The sequence below is a fragment of the Massilia timonae CCUG 45783 genome, assembly GCF_000315425.1.
GTDB lineage: Bacteria > Pseudomonadota > Gammaproteobacteria > Burkholderiales > Burkholderiaceae_D > Telluria > Telluria timonae.
On record NZ_JH992923.1, the window covers coordinates 1,110,754 to 1,125,668 of the forward strand.

A 14,915-nucleotide genomic window follows, 5' to 3' on the forward strand; every position below is an offset into this window, starting at 1 on the left:
CTCAAGGCCAACCGACCATGACGAGGAAAGCGATGTTCAACCCTACCGACCACCCGCACCGCCGTTACGATCCGCTCGGCGGCGACTGGGTACTTGTGTCTCCCCACCGCGCCAAGCGCCCCTGGCAAGGGCAGCAGGAAGCCCCCGACCGCGCCCCCAAGCCGGCGCACGACCCGGGCTGCTACCTGTGCGCCGGCAATGTGCGCGTCAATGGCGAGCGCAATCCCGACTACCAGGGCACGTATGTGTTCGCGAACGACTTCGCGGCCCTGACACCCGACACCCCGGAGGCGCCGCCGGGCGCCGACCCGCTGTTCCAGAACATGAGCGCGCGCGGCACCAGCCGCGTGATCTGCTTCTCGCCCGACCACGCCAAATCGCTGCCGCAGCTGCCCCTGCCGGCGCTGCGCGAGGTGGTCGACACCTGGTGCGAGCAAGCCGCCGAGCTGGGCGCCAGGTACCGCTGGGTCCAGGTGTTCGAGAACAAGGGGGCGGCGATGGGCTGCTCCAACCCGCACCCGCATGGCCAGGTCTGGGCCACCAGCTTCCTGCCCGACCTGCCCGCGCGCGAAGACCGCCACCAGCGCGCCTACCACGCCGAGCACGGCCGTCCGCTGCTGCTCGACGTCGCGGAGCGCGAGGCGCAGGCGCGGGAGCGGGTGGTGGTCGAGACCGCGCACTGGCTGGCCGTGGTGCCGTACTGGGCGGCCTGGCCGTTCGAGACGCTGCTGCTGCCGCGCTTCAAGGTCGCGCGCCTGGAAGACCTGGACGACGCGCAGCGCGCCGACCTGGCGCTCGCCCTCAAGCGCCTGACCACCCGCTACGACAACCTGTTCCAGACCTCGTTCCCGTATTCGATGGGCTGGCACGGCGCGCCCTACGGGCAAGACGACGCTGACGACGGCGGGCCGGCCTGGCAGCTGCATGCCCACTTCCATCCGCCGCTGCTGCGTTCGGCCTCGGTGCGCAAGTTCATGGTCGGCTTCGAGATGCTGGCCGAGGCCCAGCGCGACCTGACGCCGGAACAGGCGGCCGCCATGCTGCGCGCCGTCTCCGACGACGTGCACTACCTCGACGCCGTTGATACCCCAGCTTCCAACCCTTGAGCGCACGATGAACGATTCTTTGACGGCCAGAGCGGCCGACGTCTTCCTGGCAGCCTTCGGCCAGCCGGCCACGATCCGGGTCCAGGCCCCGGGCCGGGTCAACCTGATCGGCGAACATACCGACTACAACGGCGGCCTGGTGCTGCCCTGCGCCATCGGCTACCGGACGGTGATCGTGGCGCGCCCGCGCGCCGACCGCCGCATGCGGGTGGTGGCCGCCGACTACGACGACGCCATCGACGAATATGCGCTCGACGCGCCGATCGAACGCCTGGCCGCGCCGATGTGGGCCAATTACGTGCGCGGCGTGGTGCACGAGCTGCTGCAGCGCGAGCCCTCGGGCCACTCCTTGCCCGGCATGGACATGGTCATCGCCGGCGACGTGCCGCAAGGCGCCGGCCTGTCGTCCTCGGCCTCGCTGTCGGTGGCGGTGTGCACGCTGTTCTCCACCCTGCCCGACCACCCGGGCCTGGGCCCGATCGAGGCGGCGCTGGTGGCCCAGCGCGCCGAGAACGACTTCGTCGGCTGCAAGTGCGGCAATATGGACCAGATCAGCTCCGCCTGCGGCGTCCAGGACCACGCGCTGCTGATCGACTGCCGTTCACTGCAAGTCAGCCCGGTGCCGATCCCGGCCGGCGCGGCGATCATGATCGTCGAATCGCACATCACGCGCGGCCTGGTCGACAGCGCCTACAACACGCGCCGCGCGCAGTGCGAGCAAGCGGCGCGCCACTTCGGCGTGCCGGCCCTGCGCGACGTCGACCTGGCCACGCTGGCGGAGAAAGGCGACGGCCTCGATCCGGTCGCGCTGCGCCGCGCGCGCCACGTCGTCAGCGAGAATGCGCGCGTCGTCGCGGCGGCAGAGGCGCTGGCCGCCGGCGACCTGGAGCGCATGGGCGAGCTGATGGCGGCCTCGCATGCGTCGATGCGCGACGATTTCGAGATCACGGTGCCCGCCATCGACCGCCTGGTCGACATCGTCAAGGACGCGATCGGCGATGCCGGCGGCGTGCGCATGACCGGCGGCGGCTTCGGCGGCTGCGTGGTGGCGCTGGTGCCGGAAGCATTGGTGGAGGTCGCGCGGCTGGCGCTGGCGCGCGACTACCGGGCGCCGAACGGCGCGCAAGCCACCGTGCACGTCTGCCGCGCGGCGGCCGGCGCCGGCAGCCTGTAGGCGCTACAACGAGACCTTCCGGCCGTTGACGATCACGTTGTCCAGCCGGACGCCGCTGGCGCCGGCGATATCGGGCCTGGGGTCGCGCAGTGCGAGCGCGATGTCCTTGAACACGATGTCGCTGATCTCGGTCTGGCCGGGATTCGGCCGGATGCGCCCGAAACCGCCGTAGCGACCCTCGATGTCCTCCAGCCGGATATTGCGCACGATCGACTTCGGCGGCGGCGCGCCCTTCAGGTCCACGTACTGCGTCCACGGCTGCACCGAGACGATGGCGCCGCGCTCCGACTGCAGGCTCAGCTTGCGCAGGTGGACGTTCTCGTAGTGCTGGGGCGTGTCCGGGCGCAGCTTGAGCACCGCCACGTTGAGCACGTGGCCCGTCACCCGGCAATCCTCGACCAGGATGTCGCGCACCAGGGTCGCTTCGCTGCCCAGCGTCATGACGCTGTGGCCGCGCCGGAATTCGCAGTTGCGCACATGGACGCCGACCACCGGCGGGCTGTCCTTGTCCTGCAGCGCGAACGGTCCCCTGGAGCCCTTGGCGGCGATGCAGTCGTCGGTCACCGAAAAATAACAACCGTCGATCGTCACCCGCTGACAGCTGTCGAGGTCGATCCCGTCGGTGCTCGGCGCCTGCTCGTAATCGTCCGGCACCACGAAGCGCGCATGCTTCACCGTCACGTCCTGACAGCGGTACAGGTGCAGGTTCCAGAACTGCGAATCCTTGAAGGTCACGCCCTCGACCGTCACGCCGCGCGAGCGCTCGATCAGGGCCAGGCGCGCGCGCGGGACGCTGATGTTCGGGAAGTTGCCCGGATCCTTGTAGGCCTTGCGCAGCGTCCAGAACCGATCCCAGATCGGGCGCCCGGCGCCGTCGAGCGTGCCCTCGCCGCTGAGATGGAAACCGTCGCAGCCGTCGGCATTGACCAGCGCCGGGTTGAAGTTCTCGGCGAAGTGGCCCTCGATCCGGGTGCGCCGGACCGGAAAATGCGACAGGTCCGTCGAGCACTTGAGGACCGCCCCCTTGGCCAGGTGCAGGTGGACGCCGGGCTTGAAGAACAACGCCCCACTGACGAAGACGCCGCGCGGCACGACCACCGTCCCGCCGCCGCGCGCGGCCAGCGCATCGATCGTCTGCTGGATGGCGGCGGTGTTGACGGTCTTGTCGTCGGCCACGGCGCCGTAGGCCGTGATGTCGGACCGCTCGGCGCCCGCAGCCAGGGCCGGCGCGGCGCCGGCGCAGAATGGCGCAGCCATGAGCGAGAGCGTCAGGCGCCGGCGAGTGGAATGCGTGTGCGGCATGATCTTGTCTCCTTGCGTGTCATGGTCCCACCAGGCCGGCGGCGCGCGCCGCCTCGTCCAGCGCGTCCCCGACCAGCGCCATGTTCTGGATCGCGGCCAGGCTCCACTGCGCCGAGCCGTTGGTGCCGATGTTCGGCAGCTCGTGGAGCTCGCGCAAGACCGCGACGCCCCCGACCTTTCTAGCCTGCGCGTGCGACTTCATGAAGTTGGACGCGAACAGTTCGCGCCAGGCGCGCACGGCCAGCGCCCGGTCGCGCTCGTGATGCGCGGCGTAGGCGGAGAGGCGCGAGTGCGAATCGGGCTGGGCCCGGCCGCGCGGCTCGCTGCCCAGCAGCGCGATCAACTCTTCCTTCGGTGCGTTGTAGTAGCGACAGTACTCGAGCCAGGCCTTGCGGTAACCGGGTTCGTCGACCAGGGTCAGGAGCTCGGAACTCATCTCGACCACGCCGAACACGCCGTTCAGTTGCGAGATGCGGGCCTGGTCGCCCGGCCCGCTGAACTTGCCCGTCCTGGGATCGTAGGGCGCGCTTGCTGCGAACCAGCGCCGCTCGAGCGCGCCGATGGTGCGCATGCCGTTCACGATCTTGTCGCGCCAGCGGGTGTCGCCCGTGCGCTCCCATTCGGCCAGCCAGGCCGCGACCAGCGAACCCCAGACGGTGCCGAACGAGGCGGCGACCAGCGCCGGCGCATCGGCCGACCTGCCGGCCGACGGCAGCGCGCCTGGCTTGGCGCCCGGACGCAGCTTGCGGCCGATATCGACCTTGTGCAGGTCGGCGTCGGAATCGAGCAGCTCGCGCATCAGGTCGCCCGTGCGTTCGTCGGCGGTGAGGAAGTAATGGATGCGCCGATAGGCGGCGTTCGACACGCGCGGCTGCTTGGACGAATCGGACCAGTGCTGCACGCCATGGCGCGTGCCGAAGCCCTTGAACGGGCCGGCGTGATACACGTCCACTTCGCCCGTATGCCGCGTCATCGCCTCGGCGAACTTGAAGATGTCGGCGCGGCCGGTGCGCAGGTAGCTGTACCACAGCCACAGGTCGGTCGACAGCTCCGAATTGTCCCAGGCATAGCCGCCGATATCGTAGCGCCACATGTGGCGGTCGTTGTCATAGGCGTGCATCACGTCGCCGTACGACCAGAACCCATACCAGCGGTGCTGCTCGACTTCGCGCAGGTACTGGTCCAGCCTGAATGCGAGATGATCCTCGATCAGCCTGCGCGCCGGCGTGCTGCGGTCGACCACGTCCCAGTCGCCGAACACGCCGCAGGCGTGGATGCGGGCCGGCGCCAGCACCAGCCGGGCCGGATTGGCCACCTGCTCGGCCATGCCTGAAAAATCCTGGTGCGAAGGCGTGGCGCCCAGCACCCACAATTGCAGCTCGGTCGTGCGCGCCACACCGGGCGAGGCGTCCCAACCCGGCTCGTAATCCTCATAGGTGATGTTCAGGCCCGCGATCTGTTCTTCGAAGGTGTCCATGCCGTCGGCCGAGCGGTAGGAGCGCATGTCCATCGCCGGGCTTGACGGTGACCAGAGCCAGGCGGTGACGTCGGCCATGGCGGTCGCAGCGTTACGCACGTCCAGCTGGCTGGGCGTGCGCTGCCAGAAGTCCTTGAAGCCGAGCGCCACGCCGCCCGTCGCGCCGCCGGCATACACCAGTCCCTTCGTCCGTGCGCCGGCATTGGCGTCGATCCAGGCATGCCCGCTGCGGGTGCGCTTGCGCAGCACGAAGCCGTCCGGCGTGGGTTGGGTGAGCGAAAAATCGCCCCACTCGGGAATCCAGCGCAGGCCATCCTGCACCGGCTTGGCCATGCCGGACAGTGGCGGCAGCGCCCTGCCGGCGACCTGCGCGTCCTTGTATTCCTGGCCGGGATCGCGCCGCAGGCCGGTCACCGGCCGCACCGCTTCGCCCCACACGCCGACGCCTTCGCCGGCGAAGCGCACGTGGCGGTCGTGGGTCGCGTCGAGCATGGCTACCCGCGCCGTCACGCCGAGTCCTGCGATGAAATCCCGGGCCGGATCGCCGTCATAGATGAAGGAGTGAACGATGCGCACGCTGTCCGAACCGGCATAGAAGTACAGGCGCACCGAGAACGGGAGCCAGTCGCGCCCGGGCGCCGCGCGCGCCGCGTGCACGCCGTCGAGCTTGACGACGGCCCGCACCGGCCCCTCCTGCTCCAGCGTGACGCGCGTGACCTTGCTGGTGAAGAGTTCGCGGCGCACGCTGCCCGCGCCTTCCGGCTCGGCGCCGTCCTGGCGCAGCGCGACCAGGCGCAGGTGCTGCATCGTCACGCGGCCGGCGCGGGTCGCGCGTTCGACCAGGTATTCGCCGCTCGTCGGCACGGTCCACGTCAGTTCGCCTGCACTCACCGTCAGCGCGTCGGCGGACTGCCTGACCGAAACGCCTGCTTTCACCGCGCCGGCGCCCGCTTCCAGATTCCAGCCGGAGGCGGTCACGCCGCCGGCCACCGCATGCGCCGTCCACTTGAGCGAGCCGTCCGGCCAGTAGGCCAGCGGCCACGATTGCAGCGCCGGCCCGTTGCTGCCCAGGGTAAAGCGCAGGGTCTTGTCGGCCGGCAGGCGCAGGGCGCCGCGCGGCCAGGGCACGCCCAGGGTCGCGCCTTCGAAGCGCGCTGGCGGCTGGCCATCGAGCCAGCGCAGCGCGGTGCCTGCGACCGGCTGGCCTTTGCCGCCGACATTCGCGGTCGCGGCCTGGGCATTGATCGGCGCGCCGGGCACGGCGGCCAGCGCGGCCGCCATCTGCACGAAACGCCTGCGGGAAGGGAGGAATGGTGGCAAGCGGCGTCTCCGATATTTCAGTGCGATGGATTATGCGGCCGTGACCAGCGCCTGGGGCTTCCTGACCAGAAATAATCAAGCAATGGATCGATTCATGTGCGAGCGGCCTGCCACTTCACCGCGTCGACGCCGGCGCGCCGGCAAGCGCGCCACGCAGGGCGCCCGCCTGCGCCGTGGCGTCGACGCCGGCGCGCGGTCCGTTCACGCGCACCAGCACGCTGGCGATCCCGGCCTCGGTCGCGACGACCTGACTACCGACGATCTCGGCGCCTTCGATGCCGGAGAACGCAACCTGTGCGCCGCTCGAAGGCACCGTAGTGCCATCGGCGTCGCGCAGGCGCGCGCGCAGGAATACCAGGTCGCCCTCGGCCACAGGCACGCCGAGGTCGTCGAGTTCCAGGGCCAGCGTCGTCGCCTGCCGGGGCGTGCGCACCCGGTGCTCGGCCACGACCCGCCCGCCCGCATAGGCCAGCGCCACGAGTTCGCCGGGCGCGTAGCCGCCGGTGTCGAATTCGAGCGGCGGATGCGCCAGGCGCGGATGGACTGTTGAGGGCGCGCTTCGTTGGCGGCCGATCGGCCTGCCGTTCAGGCGCAGCTCGACTTCCTCGGCATTGCTGAACACACGGACGCGCGGATTCGAGCCAGCCTGCCAATAGCTGGCGATGAAGACCATCGGGCCGCCGCCCCAGCGCGGCGAGCTTTCCTCCCTGCTCCGCTGGGAGCGGAAGAATTCAGCCGCGAACTTCGGCACGCGTTCGATATTCAGGAGGCCCGATTCTTCCAGGTCCGGCGCATAGCCGCGCGCATAATCGAACATCACCCAGTAGCCGTCGGCGAAGGCTGGCGTGGCGGCATTGTCGTCGTGGGCCTCGGCCACGTTGCGGGCCTGCTGCAGCAACCGCGTTTCGCCGCTGCCCAGCGCCTGGCGGCTCGAACGGTCGGCCGGCTTGAGGTCGGCCCAGGCGTCCTGGTTCAGGCCCGCGTTCATCGCATAGTATTCCCAGTCGCCATACTCGGACACGATCAGCGGCTTGGCCGGCGCCCTGTGCTTGCTGCCGATCCTGTGCTGGCGCGCCTGCAGGTAGAGGTCATAGGTCTGCGGCACCCAGCCGGCGGACCAGGCCTGGTCGCCCGGATATTCCTGGTGCACGGTGGCGTGCAGCGCCTGCACCAGCGGGTCCGGCATGCCGGTCTCGTTGAGCGAGCATTCCCAGGCCACGACACTGGGATGGTTGCGGTCGCGCCGGATCAGGTCGGCGCAGGTGCGCACCACCTGGCGCGCGAAGGCCGGGTCGGGATTGTGGAACTGCCAGCCGGGGATGGCCGGCAAGACCAGCAAGCCCAGTTCGTCGGCCGCCGCCATGAAGGCCGGCGACTGCGGATAATGCGACAGGCGCACGAAGTCGAAGCCATAGCGCTTGATCAGCAGCGCATCGCGCGCGTCGGCCTGCGCCGACAGCGCATAGCCGACGTAGGGGTATTCCTGGTGGCGGTTGACGCCGCGCAGGCGCACGGGCTCGCCGTTGAGCAGCAGGCGCCCGTCCTCGAAGGCCAGGCGGCGCACGCCGATGCGGGTCGCGACCATGTCTTCGCTGCCGGCGGCAACGACCCTCGTCTCCAGCCGGTACAGGTTGGGCGAGCGCGGCGACCACAGTCTCGGCGCGCGCAGGGTGAGCGGCAGCGTGACGTGGCGGCGTTCGCCCGCCGCCAGGCGCAGCTGCTGCTCGGCCTGCGCCACCTGCCTGCCGTCCCATGCCAGCGTGTGGCGCACGGTGACCGCCTGCGCGCTCCGCGACGTGTTGCTGACTTCGGCCTTGACCTCGACCCGCGCCTCGTCCCTGGCGACGCGCGGATAGGTCACGAACACCCCGCCGCCGCCCGGCGTGGCCGAGAGCATTTCGTCCGTGACGTGCACGGCCGGCTTGATCACGAGCCGCACGTCGCGGTAGATGCCGCCGTGCTGGATGTAGTCGAGCTGCTTGAGCGGCTTGGGGCCGGTGATCGGGTTGTCCTCGTTATTGGCGCGCACCACGAGCTCGTTCGCCCCCGTATCACGCAGAACGTCGGTCACGTCGAAGGCGAACGGCAGGTAACCGCCCAGGTGCTGTCCCAGGTGGCGGCCGTTCAGCCAGACGTCGGCCACGTTCATCACGCCCTCGAAACGCAGGATGGCGCGCTCGCCCGGCCGCAGCCTGACGTCCAGGCGCTTCCTGTAGAACACCGTGCCCTGCCACGGCGCCGTGGGCACGCGCGGCTCGATGCGCGCCGCGTGCGGGAGGTTCACCTCGGTCCAGGCGCCGTTTGGCACCTGGTCCGCGCTGGCGAGCTGGCCGCCCTCGTCGCGGAAGAACTGCCAGGAGGCGTTCAGGTTCAGCTCCGCCGCCTGTGCCGGCGCGACGGGCGCCATCGTCAGCACGAGCAGGGCCGCACGAGCCGCGCCAAACAAGATCATGGAAATGTTCATCATTCGCGCACCAGGCTGAAGTCGTCGAGGGCGAGCCAATCGCCATCCTTCCCTTCCGAGTAGACGCCGATCTGCACGCTGCCGGTAGTGACCTGGATGCCGGACAGCGTCACCTCGGTCCACTGCGCCAACTTGTCCGGCAGGGAGCGGGCGATCTCTGCGCCGCCGTGGCCCGACGCGTACAGGCGCGCCACGCGCTGGCCGCCGCCGCTTTTCACCCAGGCCCTGAGCGTGTAGCGGCCGTTCGGCAGCGTGACGTTCTGGATCGCGCTGCCCATCGTCTGTCCCGCATGGCGCAGGCTCAAGGCCCAGCGCCCGGTGCGACCATCGGGCGCGTTCATGAACGGCGCATCGCCCTTGATGCTGGTCCAGCTGCTGATCCATCCGGCGACGCTCGTCTGGCGCACCCTGTCCGCCTCGAAGCCGGGGTTGAGCAGGTAATTATTGCCTTTGCCGACGGCCCAGGCGCCGCGCGCGGCGTCCAGCGTGAATTCGCTGAGCGAGTTGAAGCGCGGCGCCGTGCCCTCGAACGACAGCGGCGCCCAGACATGGTAGCCAAGCCCGTTCCCGGCAAAATTGCTCCAGCGGTCACCCGCATACAGGACCGTGGCGCCGGCGCTGCCCTGGACCGGGATGAAGAAGCCGTTCTGCGACACGTGAGAAAAATCCGCCTCGGTGCCCTCGATGATCCGCTCCGGCGTATACGGGCCGGTGATGTTCGGCGACGTCATGTAGAAGCTGCGCGAGGCGTTCCAGCCGTGCAGGTCGGACGAGCAGAAATAGTACAGGCCCCGGTGCTTGAACATCGCATTGCCTTCGCGCCCGCCGGCCGGCGCGCTGTGGATGTTCGTGGCCGCGTCGACCTGCAGGAAGTCGGACGGCCGCAGCGGCGCCACGTACAACTGGCGCCGGTCGCCGTTGCTGCTGAAGATCAGGTAAGGCTGGCCATCGTCGTCGGTGAACACGGTCTGGTCGCCCGAGGTCGGAGTGGCGACGTTCTCGATGCTCGCCTGCAGGCGTGCGAACACGAAGGGGCCGTTGGGACTGTCGCTGGTGGCGAACAGCACGCCGCCGCCCGTGCCCTTGCTGCTGTACTGGGTGACCAGCACGTACTTGCCGGTCGCCTTGTGGTACACCACGCCCATGCGTCCCAGCCAGGCCTTCGGATCGTGCAGCGCGCCCAGGCCCTGCGGCGTGAGAACGTCGCCTTCGAAGGTCCAGTTCACCAGGTCGGTCGACGAATAGGCGGTGACCGCGCTGAAGTGCGGCTGAGCGAACGCCTGTCCGGGCGCGTCGGCGTAGCGCACCGCTTCGGCATACTTCACGCCATACCAGTAGTACTTCGCGCCGACCTTGAGCATGCCGCCGCCCTGCGAGTAGATCGGCGTGCCGGCGCTGTCCTTCCAGAAGACGCCATTACGGATGGTGGTTTCGGCGGCGACTGCCTGGTGCGTCGCGCCAGCAAGGGCCAGGCAGGCGATCCAGCCGCTGCGGCGGAAATGCTCGATCATCGGTTCTCCAGTGTGGCGCCCGACGCGCCGGGCATGCGGGCCTTCCCGCTCCGTCCGGCAGTATAAGAGCCACCTGCCGCCTGCGGCGACGATCCTCCGATCAACATGCTGAGCAATCCTCCGCTTGCCGTTCGGGCCTGGGACACACCGCCCATAATGACAGTCTGTCCATCCTGTACGGAACCCGACCCAGCATGCATCGTCTCGTCTCATCGATCATCGCATTCGCGGCCACCGCCCTGTTCCCGGTGCAGGCGCAGGACGTGGCGCCCGCGCCCGCGCTCGAGGGTTTCACCGCCGACCCGTCGATCCGGGTGTTCGGCGACACGTATTATCTTTACCCGACGTCCGACAAGCCGAACTGGATGACCACCGACTTCTCGGTCTGGTCCTCGAAGGACCTCGTCAAGTGGAAGAAGGAGCGGATGGTGCTGGACGTCGCCAACGATGTGAAGTGGGCGAATATCAAGGCCTGGGCGCCCGACGCCATCGAGCGCAACGGCACGTATTATTTCTACTTCAGCGCCGACCACAAGATCGGCGTGGCCACCGCCAAATCGCCGCGCGGACCGTTCGTCGACGCCCTCGGCGCGCCGCTGCTGGTGCGCACCAGCACGATGACGACGAATACGATCGATCCCTACCCCTTCATCGACGACGACGGCCAGGCCTATCTGTACTGGGGCAACGGCATCGAGGCCAACGCCTACAAGCTCAAGCCGGACATGGTCAGCGTCGAAGGCGAGGTGCATCGCATCCCGATGAAGGATTTCCGCGAAGGCGTGGTGGTGTTCAAGCGCCAGGGCAAGTATTACTTCATGTGGTCGATCGACGACGCGCGCAGCCCACATTACCGGGTCGGCTGGGGCACGGCGGATTCGCCATTGGGACCGGTGAAAGCGGCGACGAAGAACTTCATCGTCCTGCAAAAGAACGGCGCGGCGGTCGGCACCGCCCACCACAGCGTGGTCCAGGTGCCCGGCACCGACCGCTGGTATGTGGCCTACCACCGCCATGCCATCCCGGACGGCAACGGCTACCAGCGCCAGACCGTGCTGGCGAAGATGAGCTTCGACGCCGACGGCAACATCCTGCCGATGGACCCGATGCAACCGGCCTTCCAGCCTGGCGATGTCGGCGAGCCGATCGTCGACGGCAAGGGCTTGAACGGCGGCGTGTCCGCGGGCCGCCCCAACTACCTGCTCGCCCACTTCACCAGCGAGACCGCCGACGGCGAGCAGATCCACTTTGCCACCAGCCAGGACGGCTATCTTTGGTCCGACCTGAACGGCTCGAAGCCCATCCTGCGCAGCACGACGGGCGAACAGGGCGTGCGCGATCCGGCGATCGTGCGCTCGCCGCGGGGCGACAAGTTCTGGATTCTCGCCACCGATCTGCGCATCGCCAACGGCAAGGGCTGGCAAGCCGCCATGCACAAGGGCAGCACGAAACTGATGATCTGGGAATCGACCAACCTGGTCGACTGGTCGGCGCCGCGCCTGGTGGACGTGGCCGGCGCCATTCCCGATGCCGGCTGCGCCTGGGCGCCCGAAGCCATCTACGACGAGCGCAGCGGCGACTACCTCGTCTACTGGGCCACGATTTCGCCGGCCAACGGCGTCACCAAGCCGCGCATCTATTATTCACGCACGCGCGACTTCGTCCGCTTCACGCCGGCCACGCTGTATATCGACCGTCCCGGCGCGCATGGGCTGATCGACACCCAGATCGTCAAGATCGACGATCCGCGCTCACGGTATCGCTACGTCCGCGCTTCCGGCGATGGCCAGCTGACGCTGGAGGGCGCCAATGAACTCCTGGGCCAGTGGGACATCCTGGGCGACCTGCGGCCGCTCGGCCTGACCGGCAAGGACGTCGAAGGGCCGATCCTGTTCAGGGTCGCGCAGAGCGGCGAATGGGCCATGTGGGTCGACCAGTACGCGCGCAAGGCCGGCTACCTGGCGCTGACCAGCGACGACCTGACGCGGCCAGAGCGCTTGCGGCGCGCGGACCCGGCCAGGATCGACCATGGCCACAGCAAGAAGCGCCACGGCGCTATCCTGAATATCAGCAGCGACGAATACCGGCGCCTCATGGCCCGCTGGCCTGTTGCCGCGCCACGCACAGCGAGCCCGCCATGATGCGCCACCTGCCGCCCGCCCTCCTCTTCTGCATCGCCGCCGGCGCACATGCCGCCAACCCGATCGTGACCGACATCTTCACCGCCGACCCGGCCGTGGTGGTCGACGGCAAGCGCCTCTACCTGTACACGGGCCGCGACGAAGCCAGTCCGGGCGAGACGACCTACAGGATGAACGAGTGGCGCGTGTTCTCGACCTGCGATATGCGCAACTGGACCGATCACGGCGTCGCCGCCATGGTCAAGACCTTCGCCTGGGCCAAGGCCGATGCGTTTGCCGCCGACGTCGTCAGGCACAAGGGAAAATATTACCTGTATGCGCCGGTCAAGCACGCCACGATCCCCGGCTTCGCGATCGGCGTCGGCGTGTCGGACACGCCCACCGGACCGTTCAGGGATGCGCGCGGCTCGGCCCTGGTGACCAACGACATGACGCGCGAAACGCCGAACGGCTGGGACGACATCGACCCGGCCGTGTTCGTGGACGACGACGGCCAGGCCTATATGTACTTCGGAAACAAGGTGCTCAAGTACGTCAGGCTCAAGCCGAACATGATCGAGCTCGATGGCACGATCCGGACCGTGGGCCTGTTCAATTTCGAAGAAGCGCCCTGGCTGCACAAGCGCGACGGGGTGTACTACCTGAGCTATGCGAGCGGCCTGCCCGAGGTGATCGCCTATGCGACGGGCCCGAGCCCGACCGGCCCCTGGACCTATCGCGGCGTGATCATGGACAAGAACAAGGTGACGCACACGATCCACCAGGCGTTCGCCGACTTCAACGGCAAATCCTATGTGTTCTACCATAACGAGATGGTATCGAACGCCGATTACCGCCGTTCGGTCGCGGTCGAGGAATTCAGCTACGGGAAGGACGGCGCGATTCCCCGCATCGCCCAGACCCGCGCCGGCCCGGCGGCCAATCCGGCGCCGGGCTGCAACAACTAGATCACACTCCGACCATCGAAACGGCCTTGGTGTTGAGGTAGGATTCCAGCGCCTCCGGACCGCCTTCGGAACCGTAGCCCGAATCCTTGACGCCGCCGAACGGCAGTTCGGCGCTTGGCGTGGCCGGCTGGTTGATCCACAGCATGCCGACTTCGACGCGGTTCATCAGGAGCTGGGCGTTCTTGATCGAGCTGGTGAAGGCATAGCCGGCCAGGCCGTACGGCAGGCGGTTGGCCTCCTGGATCGCATCCTCGAGGCTGTCGAAGCCGCGGATCGCCGCCACCGGGCCGAACGGCTCGTCGTTGAACACGCTCGCCTCCAGGGGCACGTCGGCCAGGATGGTCGGCGCGAAGAAGTTGCCGGCGTCGCCGACGCGCGCGCCGCCGGTGGCGACCACCGCGCCCTTGGCGCGCGCGTCGTCCACCAGCTGCGACATCGCGGTCAGGCGGCGTGGATTGGCCAGCGGCCCGAGCGTGGTGCCTTCCTGCAGGCCGTCACCGAGCTTGAGGCTTTCGGCATGCTTGACCAGCGCGCGGGTAAACTCGTCCTTGACCGCGTTGTGCACCAGGAAGCGGGTCGGCGAGATGCACACCTGGCCCGCATTGCGGAACTTGGCGCCGCCGGCGGCCTTGACGGCCAGCGCGACGTCGGCGTCGGCCGCGACGATCACCGGCGCATGGCCGCCCAATTCCATGGTCACGCGCTTCATGTGGGCGCCCGCCAGGGCGGCCAGCTGCTTGCCGACCGGGGTCGAGCCGGTGAAGGTGACCTTGCGGATGACCGGGTGCGGGATCAGGTAGCCGGAGATTTCGGCCGGGTCGCCGAACACCAGGCCGACCACGCCCGGCGGCACGCCGGCGTCGACGAAGCACTGGAACAGCGCGGCCGGCGACGCCGGGGTTTCTTCCGGCGCCTTGCACAGGAAGGAGCAGCCGGTGGCCAGCGCCGCGGCCAGCTTGCGCACGACCTGGTTGATCGGGAAGTTCCACGGCGTGAAGGCGGCGACCGGGCCGACCGGTTCCTTCAGCACCAACTGCTGGGCGGCCGGATTGCGCGATGGGACGATGCGGCCATACACGCGCATGCCTTCTGCGGCGAACCAGTCGATGATCTCGGCGCCGGCCAAGGCTTCCATCTTCGCTTCGGCCAGCGGCTTGCCCTGTTCCTGGGTCAGGAGGCGCGCGATGTCGCCGGCGCGCTCGCGCAGCAGGTTGGCGGCGCGGCGCATGGTGGCGGCGCGCTCGGCGGCGGGAACGAAGCGCCAGGCCTCGAAACCTTTCTGGGCGGCGGCCAGCGCGCGGTCCAGGTCGGCGATGGCGGCATGGGCCACGTTGCCGATCGGCTGTCCGGTGGCCGGGTTGACCACGGGAATGGTCTTGCCGCCGGTGGCGTCGACCCATTCGTTGGCGATCAGGAGGCGGATGTCGGGATAGCTGGAGGTCGTCATGAGCATCAAGGTCCGGTTGGTAAAGC

General features: G+C 68.8%; 9 protein-coding genes. 4 read left to right on the forward strand and 5 right to left on the reverse strand.

Annotated elements, in window-relative coordinates; all coding sequences use genetic code 11:
* The first annotated feature begins 32 nt into the window (after nt 1-32).
* Both HMPREF9710_RS14760 and galK read left to right on the forward strand, forming a co-directional pair.
* Nucleotides 33-1,106 carry a UDP-glucose--hexose-1-phosphate uridylyltransferase gene (locus HMPREF9710_RS14760; RefSeq protein ID WP_005667552.1) on the forward strand — a complete coding sequence of 358 codons (1,074 nt, stop codon included), beginning with the start codon at nt 33-35 and terminating at the stop codon, nt 1,104-1,106.
* A gap of 7 nt (nt 1,107-1,113) precedes the next feature.
* On the forward strand, nt 1,114-2,280 hold the full coding sequence (gene galK / locus HMPREF9710_RS14765) for a galactokinase (protein WP_005667554.1): 1,167 nt from the start codon (nt 1,114-1,116) through the stop codon (nt 2,278-2,280).
* A 3-nt stretch (nt 2,281-2,283) separates the two neighbouring features.
* Here galK and HMPREF9710_RS14770 read toward each other — a convergent pair whose 3' ends face one another.
* From HMPREF9710_RS14770 to HMPREF9710_RS14785, 4 genes are all read right to left on the reverse strand, one after another.
* On the reverse strand, nt 2,284-3,582 hold the full coding sequence (locus HMPREF9710_RS14770) for a glycoside hydrolase family 28 protein (protein WP_005667556.1): 1,299 nt from the start codon (nt 3,580-3,582) through the stop codon (nt 2,284-2,286).
* Between the two features lie 19 nt (nt 3,583-3,601).
* Entirely contained in the window at nt 3,602-6,379 is a 2,778-nt protein-coding gene (locus HMPREF9710_RS14775) for an exo-rhamnogalacturonan lyase family protein (protein ID WP_040776310.1), read from the reverse strand.
* 115 nt (nt 6,380-6,494) lie between these two features.
* Nucleotides 6,495-8,831, reverse strand: a complete 2,337-nt coding sequence (locus HMPREF9710_RS14780; RefSeq protein ID WP_229409800.1) for a glycoside hydrolase family 2 TIM barrel-domain containing protein — start codon at nt 8,829-8,831, stop codon at nt 6,495-6,497.
* A gap of 11 nt (nt 8,832-8,842) precedes the next feature.
* Nucleotides 8,843-10,354 (reverse strand): family 43 glycosylhydrolase, encoded by a 1,512-nt coding sequence (locus HMPREF9710_RS14785; RefSeq protein ID WP_005667561.1) that lies wholly within the window; start codon nt 10,352-10,354, stop codon nt 8,843-8,845.
* Between the two features lie 194 nt (nt 10,355-10,548).
* Between HMPREF9710_RS14785 and HMPREF9710_RS28400 the strand changes: the two genes are divergently transcribed.
* Together HMPREF9710_RS28400 and HMPREF9710_RS14800 are read left to right on the forward strand one after the other, a co-directional pair.
* Nucleotides 10,549-12,495 carry a family 43 glycosylhydrolase gene (locus HMPREF9710_RS28400; protein ID WP_005667562.1) on the forward strand — a complete coding sequence of 649 codons (1,947 nt, stop codon included), beginning with the start codon at nt 10,549-10,551 and terminating at the stop codon, nt 12,493-12,495.
* Nucleotides 12,492-13,442, forward strand: coding sequence for a glycoside hydrolase family 43 protein (locus HMPREF9710_RS14800; protein WP_005667565.1), 951 nt, complete (start codon nt 12,492-12,494; stop codon nt 13,440-13,442). The genes HMPREF9710_RS28400 and HMPREF9710_RS14800 overlap by 4 nt, the downstream gene beginning before the upstream one ends.
* 1 nt (nt 13,443) lies before the next feature.
* On the opposite strand, the gene HMPREF9710_RS14805 is transcribed toward HMPREF9710_RS14800, so the two are convergent.
* On the reverse strand, nt 13,444-14,889 hold the full coding sequence (locus HMPREF9710_RS14805) for an NAD-dependent succinate-semialdehyde dehydrogenase (protein ID WP_040776774.1): 1,446 nt from the start codon (nt 14,887-14,889) through the stop codon (nt 13,444-13,446).
* Nucleotides 14,890-14,915: the final 26 nt, after the last annotated feature.